The organism is Stenotrophomonas sp. UBA7606 (assembly GCF_002477705.1).
Lineage (GTDB): Bacteria > Pseudomonadota > Gammaproteobacteria > Xanthomonadales > Xanthomonadaceae > Stenotrophomonas.
Genome location: NZ_DLJW01000126.1, coordinates 17,135 through 40,183 on the forward strand (window position 1 = coordinate 17,135; position 23,049 = coordinate 40,183).

General features: G+C 66.9%; 14 protein-coding genes. 3 read left to right on the forward strand and 11 right to left on the reverse strand.

What is annotated here, in order from left to right; translation table 11 throughout:
* Positions 1-18: 18 nt before the first annotated feature.
* The 6 genes from B2527_RS16495 to pilG form a co-directional block, all read right to left on the reverse strand.
* Entirely contained in the window at positions 19-1,401 is a 1,383-nt protein-coding gene (locus B2527_RS16495) for a chemotaxis protein CheB (RefSeq protein WP_293716187.1), read from the reverse strand.
* Positions 1,388-8,353, reverse strand: coding sequence for an Hpt domain-containing protein (locus tag B2527_RS16500; protein ID WP_293716190.1), 6,966 nt, complete (start codon positions 8,351-8,353; stop codon positions 1,388-1,390). Before B2527_RS16500 ends, B2527_RS16495 begins: the two co-directional genes overlap by 14 nt.
* A 114-nt stretch (positions 8,354-8,467) precedes the next feature.
* A complete protein-coding gene (locus B2527_RS16505; protein ID WP_293716192.1) occupies positions 8,468-10,504 on the reverse strand; it encodes a methyl-accepting chemotaxis protein in 2,037 nt (678 codons plus the stop codon).
* 41 nt (positions 10,505-10,545) lie between these two features.
* Entirely contained in the window at positions 10,546-11,076 is a 531-nt protein-coding gene (locus tag B2527_RS16510; RefSeq protein WP_293716194.1) for a chemotaxis protein CheW, read from the reverse strand.
* On the reverse strand, positions 11,076-11,438 hold the full coding sequence (locus B2527_RS16515; protein ID WP_293716196.1) for a response regulator: 363 nt from the start codon (positions 11,436-11,438) through the stop codon (positions 11,076-11,078). Before B2527_RS16515 ends, B2527_RS16510 begins: the two co-directional genes overlap by 1 nt.
* 17 nt (positions 11,439-11,455) lie before the next feature.
* The gene (pilG, locus tag B2527_RS16520) at positions 11,456-11,857 is read right to left on the reverse strand and encodes a twitching motility response regulator PilG (RefSeq protein WP_293716199.1); all 402 of its coding nucleotides are present in this window, start codon (positions 11,855-11,857) and stop codon (positions 11,456-11,458) included.
* A gap of 242 nt (positions 11,858-12,099) precedes the next feature.
* Here pilG and gshB point away from each other — a divergent pair, with 242 nt between their 5' ends.
* Positions 12,100-13,047 carry a glutathione synthase gene (gene gshB, locus B2527_RS16525; protein ID WP_293716202.1) on the forward strand — a complete coding sequence of 316 codons (948 nt, stop codon included), beginning with the start codon at positions 12,100-12,102 and terminating at the stop codon, positions 13,045-13,047.
* Complete coding sequence (locus B2527_RS16530) at positions 13,047-13,937, forward strand: energy transducer TonB family protein (RefSeq protein ID WP_293716204.1); 891 nt, start codon at positions 13,047-13,049, stop codon at positions 13,935-13,937. Before gshB ends, B2527_RS16530 begins: the two co-directional genes overlap by 1 nt.
* 67 nt (positions 13,938-14,004) lie before the next feature.
* On the opposite strand, the gene B2527_RS16535 is transcribed toward B2527_RS16530, so the two are convergent.
* From B2527_RS16535 to mrcB, 5 genes are all read right to left on the reverse strand, one after another.
* Positions 14,005-14,922, reverse strand: a complete 918-nt coding sequence (locus tag B2527_RS16535; RefSeq protein WP_293716402.1) for an ADP-ribosylglycohydrolase family protein — start codon at positions 14,920-14,922, stop codon at positions 14,005-14,007.
* Entirely contained in the window at positions 14,922-15,629 is a 708-nt protein-coding gene (gene tsaB / locus B2527_RS16540) for a tRNA (adenosine(37)-N6)-threonylcarbamoyltransferase complex dimerization subunit type 1 TsaB (RefSeq protein ID WP_293716207.1), read from the reverse strand. Before tsaB ends, B2527_RS16535 begins: the two co-directional genes overlap by 1 nt.
* 8 nt (positions 15,630-15,637) lie before the next feature.
* Positions 15,638-17,752: an ATP-dependent DNA helicase gene (locus B2527_RS16545; RefSeq protein ID WP_293716210.1), complete on the reverse strand. Its 2,115-nt coding sequence runs from the start codon at positions 17,750-17,752 to the stop codon at positions 15,638-15,640.
* A gap of 131 nt (positions 17,753-17,883) precedes the next feature.
* Positions 17,884-18,408, reverse strand: a complete 525-nt coding sequence (locus tag B2527_RS16550; protein WP_293716213.1) for a tetratricopeptide repeat protein — start codon at positions 18,406-18,408, stop codon at positions 17,884-17,886.
* A gap of 17 nt (positions 18,409-18,425) precedes the next feature.
* Positions 18,426-20,846 (reverse strand): penicillin-binding protein 1B, encoded by a 2,421-nt coding sequence (gene mrcB, locus B2527_RS16555; RefSeq protein WP_293716216.1) that lies wholly within the window; start codon positions 20,844-20,846, stop codon positions 18,426-18,428.
* A gap of 96 nt (positions 20,847-20,942) precedes the next feature.
* Here mrcB and B2527_RS16560 point away from each other — a divergent pair, with 96 nt between their 5' ends.
* A complete protein-coding gene (locus B2527_RS16560) occupies positions 20,943-23,048 on the forward strand; it encodes a glycosyltransferase (RefSeq protein ID WP_293716219.1) in 2,106 nt (701 codons plus the stop codon).
* Position 23,049: the final 1 nt, after the last annotated feature.

The following is a 23,049-nucleotide window of genomic DNA, read 5'->3' on the forward strand; positions in this document are numbered from 1 at the left end:
TCCTAGGCCGGAGCGATTTCAGTTGCCGCAATGGGCAGCCAGTTCCGCCACCAGATGTTCGGGATCACCCGCCAGCATGCCGGCAACCGCCAGCTGGCTGGCAGCGGCCGGGTCATAGCACCCCTCGCCTACCTGGCCGGCAACCCAGCCGCCGCTGCCGGCAAATGCCAGCACCGGCTCGACCATGGCCACGTCCGCACCGCTGAGCAGCAATACCGCGCTGCCTTCGGGCTGCAGTGCTGACAGCAGATCGGAGGTCGCGGTGCTGAACACCAGCCCCGTCGCCTCGGACGCCAGGCCAACGCCATCCGGCAGGATGTAGATATTCCCCTGCTGCAGCCCCTGGCCCGGGTCGGCAAGCGCCACCGGCAGCGCTGCGGCGCGCGACATCTGCTTGACCAGATTGGCATAGCGGCCGCCATCCAGACGCAGTTGCACCAACACCGGGCGATTGAAGTCCTCGGGCAGGCCGGCCAGCACCCGGCGCACCGCATCCGGGCCACCAATACCGGCAACCAGCAGCACCGCACTGCGGCTACCACCGTCGCCGGCTTCTTCCAACTCCACCAGCGACAGCGAACTGTTCAGCAGGCTGGCCAACGCAGGCGGCGGCTCGGCCGCCAGTTCCACTGCCGGTGTGGCTTCGGTATAGGCATCGTCTTCCAGCAGCGACCATTCCGAGAAGCCCTTGCCCGCAACCGGTGTTGCCGGCGTACCCACAGGCTGTTCGGTTGCCGGGGGCAACGGTGGCGGCATGCCGCGCGCGCCTGAATCAACCGATTCCTCTGCGAACTGTGCCGGTGGTGCCGCCGAGGCGATCAGTTCCTCGAACGACAACACCTCAGCAGGGGCTTCGCGCTGCACCGGCGGCGGAGAGAAAGCCGCGCTGGCAAAATCGTCTGCCTCGGCCAGGGCCGGGTCGAACTGCAAAGCCCCGTGCGATTCCGGCTGCGCCGGTTGTTCCTGTTCCTGCGGTTGTTCCTGCCCCGGCGCTGGCGCCTGTTCTGGCGCAGCAGGCGCAACGTCCGCATCGTTTTCCTGGCCTGGCGGCAGCACGTTGGCATGGCCCTGCAGCTTGGCTGCCAGATGGCGTACCCAGCGTTGTGCCTCCCAGCCCTCACGCCGCGCGGCCAACTCAGCCTCCTCGAACATCAGGTTGTACTGGCCGCTTTCCAGCACGGTTTCCAGCTGTTCCAGCGCGTCTTCGATGGCCGGTTCCAACGCCACCAGCACCACCTGTGGTGCGGCGGCCTGCAGTGCGGCCAGATCCAGCGTATTGGGGTCTTCCTCCAGCACGATGTGGCCACCCGCAGCGCTCACCCCTTCGCGCAGGCGATCGCGGGCGACGCCAGCGCGGGCCAGCAAGGCAACCAGGCAGGCAGTGTCATCAGTCGCGTGCACGGGCGATCCCCAGCAGGTCATAGACATTGCGCATCAAATCCAACTCCTGGTACGGCTTGCCGAGATAGCGCTGCACACCGATCTCGAAGGCACGCTGGCGGTGCTTGTCACCGCTGCGCGAGGTGATCATCACGATCGGCACGTCCTTGTAGCGCGGATCGGCACGCATGGCGGTGGCCAGCTCGTAGCCGTCCATGCGCGGCATTTCGATATCCAGCAGCATCAGGTCGGGCACGCGCTCCTCCAGCAGCTCCAGCGCCTCGACGCCGTCGCGCGCGGCGACCACGTCCAGGTTGTGGCGCTCCAGCACGCGGCCGGTGACCTTGCGCATGGTCAGCGAATCGTCGACCACCATCACCAGCGGTACATGCCGCTGGCTGCTGGCGGCGGCCACTTCCACCGGCTGCTGTGGCTGGGTGAGATGACGGCGCACCAGCGGTGCCACGTCCAGGATCACCACCACATTGCCCTCACCGGTGATGGTGGCGCCGTAGATGCCCGGTACCGAGGCGATCTGCAGGCCCACCGGCTTGACCACGATTTCGCGGTTGCCCAGCACCTGGTCGATCGCGACCGCCGCGCGCAGGTCACCCGAGCGCACCAGCAACAGCGGGATCTCGCTCTGGCCTTCGGCCTTGGCGGCCGCCAGGCCGACCAGCGCGCCAAGGTTGTACAGGCTGAAGTCTTCGCCGTTGTAGTGGTAACCGCCCTCACCGGACTCGAAGCGCTCGCGCGAAATGCGGCCGATACCGCTGACCGACGCCACCGGTACCGCGTAGGTGGTTTCGCCAATGCGCACGAACACGGCCTGGGTGACGGCCAGGGTCTGCGGCAGGCGCAGGGTGAAGGTGGCGCCGTGGCCGCGCTCGGACAGGATGTCCACCGAGCCGCCCAACTGGCGCACTTCGTTGCGCACCACGTCCATGCCCACGCCGCGGCCGGCCAACTGGCTGACCTGCTCGCTGGTACTGAAGCCCGAGGCGAAGATCATCTGATCCAGGCGGGTGTCGGCGATTTCTTCGTTGGCGGCCAGCAGGCCGCGCTGCTCGGCGCGGCGGCGGATCGCTGCGCGATCCAGGCCGGCGCCGTCATCGGCCACTTCCAGCACGATTTCCGAACCTTCCCGGCGCAGGCGCAGGGCGATCTCACCTTCTTCCGGCTTGCCGGCGGCAGCACGCGCCTCGGGCACTTCCAGGCCGTGGGCGACCGAGTTGCGCAGCATGTGCTCCAGCGGCGCGACCATGCGATCGAGTACGTTGCGGTCCAGTTCGCCGTGGGTGCCTTCCAGCTTCAGCTGCACCTGCTTACCGGTGTCCTGGGCCGCCTGGCGGACCACGCGACGCAGGCGCGGCACCAGACCGTCGAACGGCACCATGCGTGCACGCATCAGGCCGTCCTGCAGTTCCGAGCTGACGCGTGACTGCTGCTGCAGCAACACGTCATAGTTGCGCGACAGGTCGTCCAGCACGCTCTGCAGGCCACCCAGGTCGGCCGCCGATTCGTTCAGCGCACGGCTGAGCTGCTGCAGGGTGGAGAAGCGGTCCAGTTCCAGCGGATCGAAGGTCTGGTCGGCCTGCTCATGCTCGCGGCGGTAGCGCGCCACGATCTGTGCTTCGGTTTCCAGGTCAAGACGACGCAACTGGTCGCGCAGACGCGCGTTGGTGCGGTCCAATTCGGCCATGGCGCCACGGAAGGCACCCAACTGCTGTTCCAGGCGCGAGCGGTAGATCGCCACTTCGCCGGCGTGGTTGACCAGGCTGTCGAGCAGGTCGGCGCGCACGCGCACCTGTTCCTGGCCACGCGGCGCGGCTTCGTCCTCGCTGCTGGCCTCGTCGATGACCGGCGCCGACAACGGCACGCTCTCGGCCAGCGGCTGCGGCTGCACGTCCAGCTGTTCCACCGCAACCTGCGGGGCACTGTCGCTGACCGCCGCTTCGACCGGGGCCGGCGCGGCCTCGGCACGGCCATCGGTACGCGCCTCGAACGCCTCGATCAGATCCGCCGGCATCTGCACCGCGCGGTGTTCGCCGGTACGGATCAGCAACTGGTGCAGGCGGTCGAAACCGCGCTCCAGCAACTGCAGATCGCTACGGGTGATCTCGGTGCGGTTGGCAGCCACGGCTTCCAACAGCGATTCGATGCCGTGGCCCAGGTCGCCGATGGCATTGATGCCGGCCATGCGTGCGCCACCCTTGAGGGTGTGCAGGTCACGCTGCAGGCCAGCCAGCACTTCGCGGTCTTCCGGCGCAGCGCGCAGTTCGCTGATCAGGCCGTCGCAATGGTCGAGCAGGTCCTTGCCTTCCTCGACGAAGATGTCCACCAACTCGCGATCCAGCTCGTTGAAGTCGAGGTGACCCGCGTCGAACTGGCTGCCTGACGGTTCCAACACCGCAGCCGGCACGCTCTCGAACACCGGCGAGGTCAGCGGCGCCAGCTCGATCTTCGAGACCGTGCTGCCATCCGCGTCCACGGAAACCGGCGCCTCCGCCGCGGCTTGCTGGCCGGCTTCTGCTTCGCCCAGATGCAACCCGGCGGTATCCGCCTGCGAAGCGTCTGCGTCGACAGCTTCTGCTTCGACGGCTTCTGCCTGGACAGCTTCTGCTTCGACGGCTTCTGCTTCGACGGCTTCTGCTTGGACGGTTTCTGCTTCGATGGTTTCTGCTTCGACGGCTTCTGCCTCGACGGCTTCTGCCTCGACATCTTCTGCTTCGACGGCTTCTGCTTCGACAGCTTCTGCTTCGACGGCTTCTGCCTCGACAGCTTCTGCCTCGCCAGCTTCTGCTTCGACGGCTTCTGCTTCGATAGCTTCTGCCTCGATGGCTTCTGCTTCGATGGCTTCTGCCTCGACAGCTTCTGCCTCGACAGCTTCTGCTTCGATAGCTTCTCCTTCGATAGCTTCTGCTTCGATAGCTTCTGCCTCGATAGCTTCTGCTTCGACGGCTTCTGCCTCGACAGCTTCCGCTTCGACAGCCTCAACTTCGATAGCTTCTGCTTCGATAGCTTCTGCTTCGACAGCTTCTGCTTCGACGGCTTCTGCCTCGACAGCTTCCGCTTCGACAGCCTCTACTTCGATAGCTTCCGATTCGCCTGCCTCTACCTGCAGGGCTGCGACCCCAACGTCGTCCGCTTCAACCGCTGCTTCAGCCGCGGTCGCTTCGACAGCATCCACCGGTGCTGTGACCTCGGCCTGATCAGCCGAGCGGGCGCTCAAACCGGCAACGATGGAAAGCGCGGCAGCGACCGCATCCGACGGCGCGCTGGCAGCAGACGGGGTCGGTTCGCCCCAACGTGCGGCGGGTGCTTCGGCCAGCGGCGCCGGGGTTGCCTCCGGCACCACGGGCGCCGTAAACGACGGCAGCTCGCCAAGCGTGTCTTCCAGCATCGACTTGTCGAAATAGGCAGACAGGTCTTCCATCGCGACCAGTTCCGCCTTTGCCGGCGCGGTGACTTCGGCGGTTTCCGGCACGGTGTCCGCCGGCACCGGCGGCAGTTCGTCGTCCAGCGCCATCGGCGGCCACTTGGCGTCCGGCAAACCATCGACCAGGGCCTGCAGGCGTTCAGCCAGGCCCGGGAACGCAGGAATGCGCGGTGACGGTTGGCGCAACGCGGTGATGGTTACATCCACCGCGGCCGCCATCTGCGCCAGCGCAGCCACACCGGCCACGCCCGGCACGATGCCGGCAGCCAGCGAACGCTTGACGAAGGATTCGGCCGGGGTGGTGATGCCGGTGATGACCGGCACATCGGTCATCGCAAAGGCACCACTCATGGTATGGACCGCACGCAGCAGATCTTCCGATACCGCCTGCGGCTGGGTTGCCGACTGCAGCAACCAGGCGTTGACCGTACCCAGATGCACGCCGATCTCGGCTTCCAGGATTTCACGCAACACGCTGTCCACCGACGCCGGCGTGCCATCGAGCACGTCGGCAACGTCCGCCGGCAGCACCGGCACTTCCGTCTGCGGCACTGCTGCAACAGGCGGTGCCGCTGCCTCGCTTGCGCCAGCCACGTAGAACGCCTCTTCACCGGCGGCCACACGGTCGGCCACGTCCTGGATCGCCAGCAGGTCGGAGTGGATGCTGCCGCTGCCGCGCAATGCCGCATTGAGCTCGGGCAACACGTCGTAAGCCTGGCCCACCAGTGCAAGCACCGCCGGGCTGGCCGGGCGGCTGCCATCCAGCACGCGGTTGAGCATGCTCTCGATCTTCCAGCTGAACTCGCCCAGGGTGCGCGCGCCAACCAGGCGTCCGCTGCCCTTGAGCGTATGGAACACGCGGCGCACCGGGCGCAGCCTTTCCATGTTGGCCGGCGCCGCACGCCAGGCCGGCAGCAACTTGCCGAGGTTCTCCAGCTCTTCGTCGAACTCCTCGATGAAGACATCACGGATGTCCTGGTCGATATCTTCGCCGTTGTCGATGAAACCACCGTCCAGTGCCGGCACCGTTGCGGCTGCCACGGTCGTGGTGGCGACAGCGGCTTCGGCGGCCTCCTGCGGCACCACGGCTTCGACGGCGGGCTGCGCGAAGGGATCGAAGGCCGCCGCAGCGGCATCCAGCTCGGCCAGGAAGGCCGCTGCTTCGGCGTCTTCCAGTACGGGTTCAGGCACGTTGTCTTGAGCAGAGGCGGTCACGTCCGGGGCAGCTACCGCATCGCCTTCGGCAGTGACACCCGCCGGCAACGAGCCGTCGGCATCGCGCGCATCATCGTCCGAGGCAACAAACTCCGGCTCGATGTCCTGCAACTGCCAATCGGTCGCCGCGGTGCCTGCGCTGTGTTGCTCCAGCTGCAACGCGCCATCGTCCTGCACGCTGGCGGTGATCTCTTCCAGCTGCCAGGCACCCGCGTTGGGCGAGGCCTCGGCCACGGTGACCGGTTCTTCCAGGTCCGCCTCGAAGAAACCGTCGGCCAGCGACATTTCAACGTGCGCGGGTGCGTGGGTGGCGCCGATCGAAGCGGCCACCGGTTCCATCTCCAGTTCCAGCAGACTGCTGTCGAAGCTGTAAGTGTCGCTGGCAACCGCAGCTGCATCGCTTTCTGCCGCAACCGGATCGAAGCTGCCGTGCAGCGCATCACCCGCCCGGCTGGGCTCGGTGTCCAAATGGCCTTCCAGGGCGATCGGCGCAAGGGTGTAGGTGCTGTCCTGCTGCGCCGGCGCTTCCGCTGCAACCGGATCAAATCCGGTGCTCTGCGTCGCGTAGGGCAACGATTCCGCTGCGGCCTGCGCGATGACCTGCGGCTCGGCGACCGGCACCGGCTTGGCGTTGATGGCGGCACCAAACACCAAGGGATATTCCTGACGTGCAGCTGCCGGGGCTTCCGCCAAAGGCGGCAGCGGCGGCGGCCCGCTGGGCGCTGCGACAGCCGTCTGGGCCGCCGCATCCTGCCCTGCGACGGGAGCTTCTTCGAAAGTTTCCTGCTGCATTTCGGCAGGTGCCAAGGCCTCGACCAGCGGCTCGACGTTCCAGTCGGTAGCGGGCGCAGCAACATGGGCAGTTTCGGCAGCATCGTGCAGCGACGCGATGGCGGGCGATGCCGCAACCGGCTCCACGCTCCATGCGCTGTCCGGCACGTCAGCCTCAATGGCGGCAGATGGCACGTCCTGAACCGGTTCGACGGCATCCGGGCCCGCAATCGGGTCCAGGCCCCAGGCCGGTGCGGCTACCGTTTCAATCGCCGGCGCAGTCGCCACCGGTGCGGCCGATGCACTGGGCAGCGGCCAATAGTTCAGCGCTTCCAGGCTGCTGCGGGTGATGTCGAGGATGTCCTCGCGGCCCGGGCGGCGATCGCGCAGGGCTTCCAGGTAGTACTCAAGGCTGGCCATTGCGTCGGCCAGGGTGTCCAGCTGGCGGCCACTGGGCACGCGCTGGCGCTCGACCAGTTCAACCTTGATGTATTCGCGCACCGCCTGCAGGTAATCCGCCGGTGCCGGCAGGTCCAGCATGCGCAGCGCACCGGCAACCTCGCCAAGCAGGCGTGGCACTTCGGTCAGGCGCTGGTGGTCCCAACTGGTTTCAATGAAGGCGACAAAGGATTCGCGTGCCGCGGTGAAGTTGGCGATGGCTTCGTGGGCCAGCACTTCCACCGTGCGGCGGGTTTCCACCGATGCAGGATCGTCCTCACCCGCGGTGTTGGCGCCAAGGTGGGCAACCTGGTCGTCCAGCGATGCATCCACATAGAGCAGCGCGCCGGCGATATCCAGCAGCAGGTTGTCGTCGATGTTGCGGTTGCCCGACACCACGTCGCGCAGCGCGTCGCGCTGCTGGGCGACGATGCCACGGGCCACGCCCAGGCCCATCACGCCGAGGGTGTCGGAGACAGCACCAAGTTCGTTCACCTGCACCTGCAGGTCGACAGGGTTGCCGCCAGTACGCACGTGCAGGTCCAGCGCATCCTTGATGCGCATCAGTTCTTCCTTGACCGCACCGCCCACCGTGTCCAGCAGCTCGCGGTTGCGTCCGCTCAAGCTGCCACGGGCGTGCTCGAGCTCGGCCGGGCTGGCGTCGCCGGCGTCCGGGTTGAAGGCGAACAGCACGCTTTCGTTGATGCCTTCGGCACCGCGCGCAGCGCGGATTTCATTGAGCAGTGGCAGCAACACGATGGGAATGTCGCGGTGACCGTTCTGCAGGCGCTCCAGATAGTCTGGCAGCAGCACGGTGCCGCGCATCAAGGTGGCACAGGCCTCCTCGCGGTCGGGCACGGCGTCCTCGCGCACGGCATTGGCCAGCAGCTCCATTTCCTCGGCAACCATCGCCGGGGCATACAGCTCCACCATCCGCAGGGTGCCCTGCACCTGATGCAGGTAGCCGGCGCAGAAACGCATGCGGCCGGTGTCGCTGGGTTCCTCGACATAGGCCTCGACCTCGCTGCGCACCTGGCGCAGGGTCTCGTCCAGTTCGGGCTTCACCCAACCCAGTGCCGCGTGGCTCATGGCATCGCGCAAGGTACTCATTGCACTCCCCCGTGCAGGATCATCTGCATGCCGTCCTGGCGGCCCTGCATTGCGGTATGATGAAACTTCATCTGCTGGTTCCTTTGCATCCCCACCTGCTCAGCGCGCCGACGATCAAGCCGGCAGCTTGAAGTCGGCCACCGAACGACGCAGTTCCGCTGCCAACTGGTTCAGCTGGCCCAGCGAATCGGCGGTCTGCCCGGCACCCTGCGAGGTCTGGCCGGTAATCTGCCGGATCACGCCCATCGTTTGGGTGATGTCGGTAGCTGCCGAGGCCTGCTGGTGCGCGGCGATGGAGATGTTCTTGATGAGGTTGTTGAGCGCGTTCGACACGCGTTCGATTTCGGTCAGTGCAGTACCGGCGTCCTCGGCCAGGCGGGCACCGGACACCACTTCGGCGGTGGTCTGTTCCATCGAGGTGACCGCTTCGTTGGTATCGGCCTGAATCGCCTGCACCAGGCCTTCGATTCGGCGGGTCGCGCCGGAGGTACGTTCTGCCAGCCGCTGCACTTCGTCGGCCACCACCGCGAAACCGCGGCCGGCCTCACCGGCCGACGCTGCCTGCACGGCGGCGTTCAATGCCAGGATGTTGGTCTGCTCGGAAATGTCGTTGATCAGTTCCACGATCGAGCCGATCTCCTGCGAGGACTCGCCCAGGCGCTTGATGCGCTTGGAGGTTTCCTGGATCTGGTCGCGGATCTGGTCCATGCCCTGGATGGTCTGGCGCACCACGCCGGCGCCCTCGGTGGCGATCACCACCGAGCGCTGTGCCACTTCAGCGGACTCGCTGGAGTTGCGCGACACCTGCTCAATGGACGATGCGATTTCGCCGATACGGTCCGATGCGCTGGTGATCTCGTCGGCCTGGTGGCCGGCGGCCTCGGCCAGCTGCATGGCCGTCGCCTGGGTTTCCTGTGCCGACACCGCCACCTTCGAGGAGATGTCGTTGATGGTGGTCACCAGGTGGCGCAGTTCATCCACGGCGTAGTTGATAGCGTCGGCGATGGCGCCGGTCATGTCCTCGGTCACCGAGGCCTTCACCGTCAGGTCACCTTCACCGAGCGAGCTGATTTCGTCCAGTAGACGCATGATCGCCTGCTGGTTGCGGCTGTTGAACTCCACCTGCGTCTGGTAGCGCACTTCCTGCTCGCGCGAACGGCTGCGCACCGAGCTCCACACGAAACCGATGATCGACAGCACCGACAGGCCACCGAAAATCACGCTCCACCAGAAGTTCGGGAAGATGCGGGTATCGCGGGCCGAACCGAAGGCCGAGAACGCATCGAACAGCTTGCGGCTGCTTTCCAGCATCTTGTCCGAGCCGGTCGCCAGCGCGGCGGCCGAGGACTGTGCGGCGAACAGGTTGCGCGAGCTGGCCAGGATGGCGTCGGCGTCCTTCTTCATCTTGGCCCACTGGTTGGCCGACTGCTCCAGGGCAACCTGGGCATCGGCACTGCGCACGGCGGCAATACCCATTTCCTGGTTGCCGTGGCGCAGGCCTTCAAGCACCTGCGAGAACACCACCATGTCGCGGGCCAGTGCGTCACCGGCGCCGCTGGCGGCAGCGCCACCGGCGCGGATTTCAGTCACGCGGCGGGCCATGGTGCCCACCACCACCACCTGCTGCAGACCGTTGTAGACCTGCGAGGACTGCGCACCACCAGCGGTCATCGCGCGCACCACTTCGTTCAACTGCGCCTGCAGCTGCGGCACTGCACCCACGAAGCTGTCGGCGTTGCCGGCCAGTGCCAGCACTGCCGGCTCGGAGGCGACGATCTGCTCAGCGTTCTTGGACAGCGGCTTCCAGGTGTCGACCAGGTTGCCCAACGGACCGGACACGCCGCTCTCGTTGCCGTAGCGGCCCTGCAGCTCGCTCACGGTGCTTTCGACCTTGCCGCGGGTGTCCTTGAACGCAGCGTAGCTGTCACGGCTGCCGGCCACCGCCTCACGGCCCTGGTTGGCCAGCTGCTGCGACAGCACCTGCAGGTCGGCGGCGCCGGTACTGGCGCCTGCCAGGCGGCTGCCCTGCCATGTCGCCACGCCGGTATTGGCGCCGAACACGACCATCGACAACACCAGCAGGCCCAGCCAGAAGTTGGTGCCCAGATTGCCAAGCTTGCCAGTCCTGGCGGCTTCGGGAGCAGTACTCATCGTTCGACCTCGGTATCCAATGCGAAGTGGCAAGCCGCCGGTCAGGCGGCGGCTTGCCGGAATTCAGGAGTGCGGGAAAGCAGCGACAGCGAGAACACGCCCCAATCGCGGCCCTCGTCATGGAAGCCGCGCTCGACGAAATGCGCGTAGCGGCCCTGGGCGATATCGCCGGCGGGCACGCCCATCTGCGCCTCGAAGCTGCGCTGGCCATAGAGCTCGTCGATGACCAGCGCCACGTCGCCGCCAGCCTGGCGCATGATCAGCACGCGCTGGCCTTCCTGCTGCGCGGTGCGCTCGCCTTCGAGGAAGTACTTCAGGTCCACCACCGGGAACAGGTTGCCGCGCAGGTTGCCCACGCCCAGCAGCCAGGGCTGTGCGCCCGGCACCGGGGTGACCGGCGGCATCGGCACGATTTCCACCACTTCGCGGAAATCGGATACCAGGTGGCGGCTGCCAACCCGGTAACCCACGCCACGCCAGACATCCTGCGAGAAGCGCCGTTCCGGCAACTGCACCGCATGCGCCAGGCTGCGCCGTTCGTAAGCTTCAAGGATGTCGAATGGAGAGCGCATCAACCCACCAGTTTGTTGATCCGCGCGATCAGTTCGTCCTCACGCGGCGGCTTGACGATGTAATCGGTGGCCCCTTGGCGCATGCCCCAGGCCTTGTCGGTTTCCATGCCCTTGGTGCTGACGATCAGCACCGGGATGTCGCGGGTGGTCTCGTCACGCGACAACGCGCGGGTGGCCTGGAAGCCACTCATGCCCGGCAGCACGACGTCCATCAGCACCAGTTGCGGCCCCTGGCTGCGCGCCAGCTGCAGCCCTTCCTCGGCATTGTCGGCAGCCAGCACCTCGTGCCCGGCCTTGACCAGCCATTGCGTAAACACCGCCCTGTCGGTCGGTGAATCCTCGATCAACAAAATTCGAGCCATTGTGCCTTACCCCCTGGTCAGGCGTTGACGTATGTGCGGATGGCACCCAGTAGTTCGTCGCGGGTAAAAGGCTTGGTCAGGTACTGCTCGGAGCCCACGATGCGGCCACGTGCCTTGTCGAACAGGCCGTCCTTGGACGACAGCATGATCACCGGGGTGCCCTTGAACAGCTGGTTGCCCTTGATCAGCGCGCAGGTCTGGTAGCCATCCAGGCGCGGCATCATGATGTCGACGAAGATGATCTGCGGCTGTTGATCGGCGATCTTGGCCAAGGCCTCGAAACCGTCGGTCGCGGTCACGACCTCGCAACCTTCCCGCTTGAGCAGTGTTTCAGCCGTGCGACGGATGGTCTTCGAGTCGTCGATGACCATCACCTTCAGCCCTGCGAGTTCCCCACCCGCAGCCATGTTTTCAACCATTAGCAATTTCCCCGGACGCGCGGCCCACACCGAACGTGATGCCGCCGCGAAAGCGCATCTATATCCCAGTCCTGCCCCGAACTGTCAAGCAGGGCACATTTGGCCCGGCTCTGCTGTCAGCCTAATGTGATACCAATCCCATTTCGAGCGCAGCTCCATTCAGGCTCCACTGTTCCGTTTTTCCGGCTGTGCGCCCCACGCCCGAACCGCTACCATGACCGCTGCACTGCCGGATTCAAGTCATGCCATTAGATGTCATCGTGGTGATGGACCCCATCGCCCACATCAAGATCGCCAAGGACACCACGTTTGCCATGCTGCTGGAAGCCCAGCGCCGTGGCCACCGCCTGCACTATGTCCGCCCCGGCGGGCTGTCGCTGCACGGCGGCCAGGCCCAGGCCGAGGTTGCCCCGCTGCAGGTGCGTGACGACAAGGCAGGCTGGTTCAGCCTGGGCGAGTTCGCGCCACTGGCTTTCGGCCCTGGCCAGATCGTGCTGATGCGCAAGGACCCGCCGTTCGACGGCGAATACCTGTACGACACCCACATCCTCAGCGTCGCCCAACAGGCCGGCGCGACTGTGGTCAACGACCCCCAGGGCCTGCGCGACTTCAATGAAAAACTGGCCGCGCTGCTGTTCCCGCAATGCTGCCCGCCCACCCTGGTCAGCCGCAATGCGGCCGAACTGAAGGCTTTCGTGCTGGAACATGGGCAGGCCGTGCTCAAGCCGCTGGACGGCATGGGTGGGCGCTCGATCTTCCGCAGCGGCACCGGCGACCCCAACCTCAACGTCATCCTGGAGACGCTGACCGACGGTGGCCGCCACCTGGCGCTGGCGCAGCGTTTCATTCCGGACATCAGCGCCGGCGACAAGCGCATCCTGTTGATCGATGGCGTACCGGTGGACTACTGCCTGGCACGCATTCCGCAGGGCGATGAATTCCGTGGCAACCTGGCTGCCGGCGGCCGCGGCGAAGGCCGCCCGTTGAGCGAGCGCGATCGCTGGATCGCCACCCAGGTGGGCCCGGAAATGAGGCGCCGCGGCATGCGTTTCGTGGGCCTGGACGTGATTGGCGATTACCTCACCGAGGTCAACGTCACCAGCCCGACCTGCGTACGTGAGCTTGATGCCCAGTACGGCCTCAACATCGCCGGCCAGTTGTTCGATGCGCTCGAGGTTGGCCTGGCCTGATGTACTCCCAGCCTGACGTTCTGCCGGCCGCACCCCGGGTCACCGAGCAACAACGCCTGACCGCCACCTTGGTGCTGTCGGTGTTGGTGCATGGGCTGCTGATCCTGGGGGTGGGTTTTGCGGTCAGCGGCAACGCCCCGCTGGTGCCGACCCTGGATGTGATCTTCAGCCAGACCAGTACGCCACTGACACCCAAGCAGGCCGATTTCCTGGCCCAGGCCAACCAGCAGGGCGGCGGTGACCATGACAAGGCCCAGCGGCCGCGCGATGCGCAGTCCGGCATCGTGCCGCAGGCCCAGGACGGGCTGGCTCCGATCCCGCTGCAGGCTCAGGCTGCCGCCGCACCGCCACCGCCACAGGCACGGGTGATCACCAGCAGCACGGCCAAGGACGTGGTTGCCAACGCGCAGTCGCAGCCTCTGCCCGAACGACCCGATGCCGATGCACCGATGACCGCGCGCGAACAGCGCGATGCCGAAATGGCCCGGCTGGCGGCCGAGGTGCACCTGCGCTCGGAACAGTACGCCAAACGCCCCAACCGCAAGTTCGTGTCGGCCAGCACCCGCGAATACGCCTACGCCAACTACCTGCGCGCCTGGGTGGACCGGGCCGAGCGCGTGGGCAACCTCAACTATCCCGACGAAGCCCGCCAGCGCCGGCTCGCCGGCCAGGTGGTGATCACCGTCGGCGTGCGCCGCGACGGAACCGTGGAGAGCAGCCGCATCCTGCGCAGCAGCGGCGTGCCCCTGCTTGATGCCACCGCGCTGCGGGTGATCGAACTGGCGCAGCCCTTCCCGGCCCTGCCCAGGACCGAGGACAACATCGACATCCTGCAGGTCACCCGTACCTGGGTCTTCCTGCCCGGCGGACAGCTGCACGACGATCGCTGAGCAACCGGTCCTCCTGAAACAAGCCGTATGGCGGCCATGCTGAAGGCGCGTACAGCTGCAACGTCATTCAGGCGCTGAGTGCGGCCTGCAGCAGATCATCAGCAACGGCCAGCAGCATCGCGGCGTCATGCAACGTTTGCCGCCACCCCGCCGGAATGCCCTCCAGTCCGTAATAGGCGCCGGCCAACTGGCCGCAGATGGCTGCCGTGGTATCGGCGTCATCACCGAGATTGGCGGCCTTGAGCACAGCGCTGGCGTAATCGTTGGTGGTGGCAAAGCACCATAGTGCAGCCGACAACGCGTCCACCACATAGCCGCTGCCACGGATTGCAGCCGCGTCCACAGCCACATGATCGCGCAGTGCGAGCGCTGCAATCGCCGGCGCATCCGGCGTTGCCCCATGCCCCAGCAGGATGGCCTGTTTGTCGTGACCCGCCAGCGCCATGCGCAACTGCGCGGCAAACAGCACGCAGGCATCCACCGCTTCGGCGGCGGCATGCGTCGTGCGGGAACTGTCAGCAGCCATCGTGGCCACCGTCGCCAGGGGGCTGTGCGCGTAGTACATCGCCACCGGCGCAAGACGCATCAACGAGCCATTTCCCGCACTGCTTTCTGCCTGGCTGCCGCTGAACGGATCACCGCTGCGCAGATAGGCTTCCAGCGCTTGGCTGACGGTGCCACCGATATCGAAACATTCGCCGGTACTGCTCATGTAACCGTGCCGGTACCAGTTGCAATAGCGGTTCATCTGATCGACCGCATCGAAGCCCCGGCAGTGCAGCAGGCTGTGCGCAAGGCACAGTGCCATCGAGGTATCGTCGGTCCACTGCCCTGGCTGCAGGCCGAACGGGCCACCGCCGATCATGTCGGTGAGCGGCGCGAAACTTCCCGGGGCGCGGAACTCCAGGGTGGTCCCAAGCGCGTCACCTACCGCCAAACCCAGCAGGCAGCCGCGGAAACGGGACCGTGCAGGCGCGCGCGCGATCACCCCTTGGCGGCGCGCAGCGCCTGCTGCTCGACCAGGGTCAAGGCGACGTTGTCACGCAGGTAGGCCGGCTGCACCAGTTCCGGTGCAATGCCCTCGCCGCGCGCCATCGCCGGCACCGCAAGCTTGAGCACGTCCGAAGCGCGCGGCAGCGCCTGTGCGTCAACGCTGTGCAGGCGCACCTGCAGGCGGCTGGCAAGCACGCCTTCGCCTGCACCAAAGCCGGTGCCCACACCGGCCCAGGCACGGCCGTCATCAGGCAGTGCATAGGCATCCGGGGCGATCAGCAGTTCGCGGTCCTGCAGCTGCAGGCTGCCATCGGCATCACGCAGGTAACGCGCGGCATAGATCTCGCCCATGCGCGCATCGATGCTGGCCAACACGCAAGGCGCATCCTGCGGCGCACGCAGCGCCAGGGTCTGCAGGGTAGAGACCGGTAGCAACGGCTTGTCCAGCGCCAGGGCAATGCCCTGGGCAATGGCAATGGCCAGCCGCACGCCGGTGAAGGCCCCCGGGCCACGCCCCAGGGCAATGCCATCGAGCTGGCTGCGGCTGATGCCTGCTTCGGCCAGCAATTGCTCGGCCCACGGCAGGCTCAATTCGGCATGCCTGCGCGGCGCCACCTCAAACCGCTCCAGCACCTGCCCATCCACATACAGGGCAACGGAACAGGCTTCGGTGGCGGTTTCAAAGGCAAGCAGCTTCATGGCAACAATCACGACAGGGAAAAGGGAGGGGCAGCAGGGGCCGTGGCTTCCGGCACCGGTTCGGCATCGGCATCGGCCGGCGGCCCATGCTCCGGCGCCCATTGTCGCGCAAAGAAGGCCTGCACATCGGCCAACTCGCGGGTGCGCCGGAACGGCGGCAGGGAATCCAGGAACACGCGGCCGTAGCCGCGTGAAAGCAGGCGGGGGTCGCACAGCACCAACACGCCGCGATCGCTTTCGCTGCGGATCAGCCGGCCCACACCCTGCTTGAGCGCGATCACCGCCTGTGGCAACTGCTCATCACGGAATGGATTGCCACCCTCGCGGCGGATCGCTTCCAGCCGGGCCTCGAACACCGGATCGTCGGGCGCGGCAAAGGGCAACTTGTCGATCACCACCACACTGAGCGCATCACCAGCCACATCCACGCCTTCACGGAAACTGGCCGAACCCAGCAGCACGCCGTTGCCGGATTCGCGGAAGCGCTGCAGCAGACTGGCGCGCGGCGCCTCACCCTGCACGAACAACGGCCAGGGCCCACCGCGCAGTGCCTCGGCGGCCTCACGCAGCGCGCGGTGCGAGGCAAACAGCAGGAACGCCCTGCCCTGCGACGCCTCCAGCACTGGCCACAAGCTGGCGATCAGCGCCGCCCCGAAGCCACGTGCCGCCGGATCCGGCAACTGCTGCGGCAGGTAGCACAGTGCCTGCTGCTGCCAGTCGAAGGGGCTGGGTTGCAGCAGGGTATCCGGGTCGTCCAGCCCCAGGCGCGTGGCCAGGTGGCCGAAATCCCCATTGACGGTCAGCGTCGCCGAGGTGAACACCCAGGCCGCCATCGAACGCTGGCGATGCTCACGCAGCGGACCGGATACATCCATCGGCGTGCGCTGGCAGCGGAACCCGCGCGGGGTCAGCTCATACCAGAGCACATCATTGCCAGGCGCGGCCTGCGGGAACAGCGAATCAGCCTCGGCTGCCGCCAGCTCGGGCGTGGCAGCGTCCGTCGGCGCGGGGTCGACGTCCCATTCGTCCACCGCCGCGATGCTGTCGCCGTCCAGCCAACGCGACAGCCGTGACACCCCTTCCAAGGCACGGGCATGGCAGGCATCCAGTCCCGGCGAGGCCTCACGCAGCAGCGCCAGTACATCGCGCAACTGCGCGAGCGCTGCCGCCACGTCGTCAAAACCGTCGGCCACGGCACGGTCCGCCAACGCCCGCCAACGGGTGCCGCGTGCGGGCAGCTTTTCCATTGCCTCACGCAGCGCGCGCAGCGCCAGCTCCAGCGTCGCCACCGGTTGCTGCAGGCTGGCCTGCGCGCCCGCCACACTGCGGCACTCGGCCAGGCAATCGCGCGCCAGTTCCTGCCATGGGCGCATGCCGAAGCCCTCGCCGAAAAAATTGGCCGCCAGCTCCGGCAATTGGTGCGCTTCGTCGATGACGAAGGCCTGCGCCCCCGGCAGGATTTCACCGAAGCCTTCCTGCTTGAGCGCCAGATCGGCCAGCAGCAGATGGTGGTTGACCACCACCAGGTCGGCCTCCTGTGCGCGCTGGCGGGCGCGTACCACGAAGCAGTCGTTCCAGAACGGACACTCCGTGCCCAGGCAGTTGTCCACGGTCGAGGTGACCATGGGCAGCAACGGCGAATCGTCGGCCAGGCCTTCCAGCTCGGCGACGTCGCCGTATTGGGTGCGCCCTGACCAGGCCACGATGCGCTGGAACTGCGCCACCTGCTCGGGGCTGCTGAAACGCGGCTCGCCGCGCGCCTGGTCCAGGCGGTAGCGGCACAGGTAGTTGGCACGCCCCTTCAGCAGCGCGGCACGATGGCCAACGCCCAGCGCCGCGCGCACCCGTGGCAGGTCACGATGGTAGAGCTGGTCCTGCAGGGCGCGGGTGCCGGTGGAAACAATGGTCTTGAGCCCCGACAGCAGCGCCGGCACCAGGTAGGCATAGGTCTTGCCGGTGCCGGTACCGGCCTCGGCCAGCAACACGTCGCGCTGCTGGAAGGTATCGGCGATAGCCGCGGTCAGCCGCAGCTGCGCCGGCCGCGGCACGAACGCATCCAGCTGGCGCGCAAGCGCACCGCCTTCATTCAATGCTTCACGGCTGGCGGTGGCTAACGAGGACATGGCTGCGGCGCGGTGATTTAGGGATCAGGAGTGGGGATTGGCGTGCAACCCCGCCCGGCGGCTGTGGGCAGCGCTGTGCTGAAACGCCGCGGCTGTCACTTGCCGGTGCGCAATCGCGACGCCCCGCCGGATCAGTACCGCTTGATGCCCGGCACGGTGCAGCCTTCGATCTGCGCATGTGCCGAGACCGCATTTTCCTTCTCGGCCCGTGCCAGACGCGACTGTTCGATGGTGGCCCAGTGTCGACGGCACAGCGGGCCGGTGCGCGAGCCCAGATCCAACGCTTTCCTGGAAAGGGTTTCGGCACGTGCCCAATCGGCCTGCAACAGGGCGATCTCGGCACGCTCCTGGAGGATGCCCGGGTCGTTCTCCACCTGCAGCAAGGCTTCGTTCAAGGCCTCGGCCGCGCCGGCCAGGTCGCCGGCCCTGCGCTTGGCGATGGCGGATTCGCGCAGGTCCTCGACCTGCGGGTCGCGCAAGGGCTGCACCGTCAGCTCGGTGTCGTCGACACCGGCAATCTGCTCCACCGCGGTCATGCGCTGCGCCGGGGTGGTGCTGTCCACCGCTACCGGCGGTGCCGTCGGCGGCGAACTGACGCAGGCACTGAGCAACAGGGAGGCCGCAGTGGCGGCCAGTACATAACGTATCGGGGACATGGATTTCATGTGCTGCATTATCGCGCGGGGGTGTCTGAAGCGGGCGTTGACGCGGCGTCGTCGGGCTTGCGATCCAGCCCGAACCAGCTGCGCCAGCCGCCGCCTTGCTGCTGCGCGCCCTCGCCTTCCACCGATGCGGGCTCGGCCGGGGTGCTGCACGGCACGTACTGCGGCGCAAAGCCGACAACAAACGGAAAACGCCGTGCCCCCGGGCAGCCTTCATCGGTGGCATTGCTGCCGGCCGCTTCCACGTACTGCCAGTCCAGGCCCTTGTTGTTCACATGCAGCGCCTTGCTGGGCAAATTGCGGAAGATGCCCGACCACACCCGCATCGCACCGGAGGCGCCATACAGGCCGGTCTGCTCGTTCTGGTCGTTACCCATCCAGATCACCGCCAGATGGTCGCCGGTATAACCGGCGTACCAGCTGTCGCGACCATCATTGGACGTACCGGTCTTGCCAGCCGCCTGCAGACGCGCCAGGCCGTCGGCGTTGAGCCCGGCGGCGGTACCACTGGACACCACCTGCTGCAGACCCACGCTGATCAGGTTGGCAGCGATGGAATCGCCCTCCTGTGCCGGTGCCGGGCTCTTGTCGTAGCGCTTGAGCAGTTTGCCCTGTGCATCCACCACACCACGCACGGCATGCAACGGCTGGATCTCACCGCCGGACGCCAGGAACTGGTAAAGCTGGGCCATGCCATACGGGCTCTGGTCGGTGGAACCCAGGATCACCGAAGGATTGGATTCTGCCTTCAGCCCGGCCAGCACGTGCATCAACTGGGTCAACCGCTCCGGCCCGACCTGCATGCCTACCCGCACGGTGGCCTGGTTGTAGGAGCGCGCCAATGCATCGATCAGACGCACGGTGCCATGGCTGCGGCGGTCAGCGTTGTCCGGGGTCCAGTTGCGGCCACGGCTGAGCTTGACCGTCACCGGCGAATCATCCACCCAACTGGCCAGCGAGAAGCGGTCAGGCTGCGCCAGCGCCAGCAGGTAGACGAAGGGCTTGAGCAGCGAGCCCACCGGCCGCTGGGCCTCGATCGCCCGGTTGAAGCCCGGCTCGGCCACGTCGACGCTGCCCACCACGGCCAGCACGTCGCCGTTGTGCACGTCGGTGACCACCAGCCCGGTCTGCAGCTCGGGCCGGCGCTTGTTCTGCAGCGCCTTGATGGTGTGCGCCACCGCGCCCTCGGCATAGGCCTGCGCCGAGGGTGACATGCCGGTGAAAACGTTCAGGCCGGCGCCCTGCAGCACGCTTTCCGGGTAGTCGTGGCCAAGCTGGCGGCGCACCAGGTCCACATAGGCCGGGAAGCGGTTGGCCGCGGCAATGCCCGGCGTCTTGGACACACCCAGCGGTGCGGTCAATGCGCGCTGGTATTCGGCATCATCGATCAGCTTGTTCTCATGCAGCTTGCCGAGCACGAAATTGCGCCGGTCCAGCGCACGCTCGGGATTACGCCGCGGGTCGTAGTAGGACGGCCCCTTGACCATGCCGATCAGCAGCGCCACCTGTTCGCTGGTCAGCGCATTGAGGTCACGGCCAAACCAGAATTCGGCACCGGAGGACACGCCATGGATCGCCTGCTTGCCGCGCTGGCCCAGGTAAACCTGGTTCAGGTAGGCCTCGAGAATGGTGGATTTGTCGTAGCGCGCCTCCATTATCAGCGCGTACAGCACCTCGTTGAACTTGCGGGTGATCGTCTGTTCCTTGCCGATACCGAGCAGGCCGCTGCGGGCCAGCTGCTGGGTCAAGGTACTGGCGCCCTGCCGGGTTTCACCACCGGAGCGCAGGGTCACCCACACCGCGCGGACGATGCCACTGAGGTCGATGCCGTGGTGGCGGGCGAAATCCTTGTCCTCCACTGCCTGCAGGCCGGTGACCAGCAGCTCCGGCGTTTCGCTGATGCGTACCAGGCGGCGCTCTTCCTGCTTCTGTCCGTACAAGGTGGCGATGCGGGCCGGATCCAGGCGTGCGGCCTTCAGGCCCTTGCGGTCGGCGCTGTCACGCAGCGAGGCCACCTGCCCGCCTGATACCACCACCTCCACCCGGCGCGGTGCCACGCGCCCGTCGACGTCGACGTAGCCGCGGCTGGCGATATGGAACGTAGCGCCCTGCAGCCGATACGTGCCGGGGCTGCTGCCGGTACCGTCGTCGCGATAACCGGAAGCGGCCAGTTCGGTCTTCAGAGTGGTGGCGTTCATCGCCACACCCGGGCTGAGCACCAGCGGACGGGCATAGACCCGGGTCGGGATCTGCCAGCGCAGTTCGCCAAAACGCTGGGTCACCTGACTGTTCAGGTACAACGTATAAGGGATCAGGAAGCCCAGCCCCAGTGCGACGGCGGCCATGCCCCAGGTGATGAGGCGATTGCGCCAAGGCGAGGTACTGCCGTCGGTATCGTCGTCGAATTCGTCGGAATCGTAGCGTCGGGGCACGGGGATGCGAGAATGTGAAGTGGGACGAGTCTAACGCAGCCGCCGCGCGGTCGGCGTTCGCCCGCCCGCCCCTGCTTAAGCTGGAGTTCCATGGGAATGTCGATGTCGTTGGCCGATGCGCGCTATCACCTCAACCGCATCATCGGCCTGGCCCGCCGCGGCCTGGCCAGCCTGCGCACCCGCGGCTGGCGCGCCACCCTGCACCGCGTGGGCGTGCACACCCGCCGGCAACCACCGGCCGCGCGTGCACCGCTGTACTTTCCAAAGGCCGAGCCGTTCGTGCCGTTCAGCGTGCCCAGCAGCGCGCAGCCCACCGCCAGCATCGTGATCCCGGTCTACAACCACGCCGAGCACACGCTGGCCTGCCTGCGCGCGCTGGCCGCGCACCCGCCCGCCGCCAACTGCGAGATCCTGGTCATCGACGATGGCAGCAGCGATGCCACCGTCGAATGGATGCCGCGCATCACCGGCCTGCGCTACCACGTGCGCCCGCAGAACGGCGGTTTCATCGCCGCCTGCAACGACGGCCTGCGGCTGAGCCGTGGCGACTACGTGGTGCTGCTCAACAACGACACCATCCCGCAGCCCGGCTGGCTGGATGCCCTGCTGGACACCTTCACGCAGCTGCCGGCCGCAGGCCTGGTCGGCGCACAGCTGCTGTATCCGGATGGCCGCCTGCAGGAAGCGGGCGGGGTGGTGTTCAATGACGGCAGCTGCTGGAGCTACGGCCGCTTCGAATCCGCCGAAGACCCACGCTACAGTGCACTGCGCGACGCCCATTACTGCTCCGGCGCCGCCATCGCCCTGCCCCGCGAGCTGTTTGAACAGCTGGGCGGGCTGGACACACGCTACGCGCCGGCCTACTACGAAGACACCGACCTTGCCTTCAAGGTGCGCGCCGCCGGCCGGCGTGTGCTGGTGCAGCCTGCCAGCCGCGTGGTGCACGACGAGGGCACCAGCAACGGCACCGATACCGGCAGCGGGGTCAAGGCCTACCAGGTACGCAACCAGAAGGTCTTTGCCCAGGTCTGGCAACAGACGCTGCAGGCGCAGCACCCGGCGGTGGGCACGGTGCCGTTGCCGGCCTTGCTGCATCGAGGGCAGCGGCAGATCCTGATCATCGACGAGTGCCTGCCGCAGCCGGACCGTGATTCCGCCTCGCTGCGCCAGTTCAACCTGATCCGCATGCTGCTGGCCGAAGGCGCCCACGTGGTGTTCCTGCCCACCCGCGGCGAGCCGGCCAGCGCCGCCAGCGCTGCCCTGCAGGCCATTGGCGTGGAGGTCTGGCATGCGCCCTTCCTCAACGGCGTGGCCGCCTGGATGCGCGGCAACGGCGCCCGTTTCGACGTGGTGATGCTGGTGCGCCATCATGTGGCCAACGAATGCCTGCCGCTGCTGCGCCAGTTCGCACCACAGGCCCGCACCGTCTTCGACACGGTGGACCTGCACTACCTGCGTGAGCGCCGCGGCGCCGAGCTCGCACGCGACCAGCGCCTGCTGCGCAGTGCCGAGCGCACCCGCGCCACGGAACTGGCAATGATGGCCGCCACCGACGTGACCCTGCTGGTCAGCGCCGCCGAAAAGGAGCAGTTGGCCACCGATGCACCGCAGGTAAGGGTGGAACTGATCTCCAACCTGCATGAGGTAGCCGCCGCCGGGCCGGGCTGGACCCAGCGCCACGACCTGGTGTTCGTCGGCGGCTTCCGCCATCCGCCGAACCTGGATGCGATGCAGTGGTTCATCGGCGATGTATTCCCGCTGATCCACGCGCAACGCCCGGACATCGTGTTCCATTGCATCGGCGCCGATATCCCGGACAGCCTGCAGGCGCTGGCCGCCACCCGCCCCGGCGTGAAGATCCACGGCTATGTGCCGGACGTGGTGCCCTACATGCGCCAGGCGCGCATCGCGGTGGCACCGCTGCGTTTTGGCGCCGGCGTCAAAGGCAAGGTCAACCTGAGCATGGCCCACGGCCAACCCGTGGTCGCCACCACCTGCGCGGTGGAAGGCATGTACCTGCGTGATGGCCTGGATGTACTGGTCGCCGACGGCGCACAGGTGTTTGCCGGTGCGGTGCTACGCCTGTATGACGACCCGGGACTGTGGCAGCGCCTGTCCGAGAACGGCCTGGACAACATCGCCAGGCACTTCTCGATGGATGCAGCCCGGCAGGCGGTGCGGCGGGTGTTCTTCGACGCCTAGG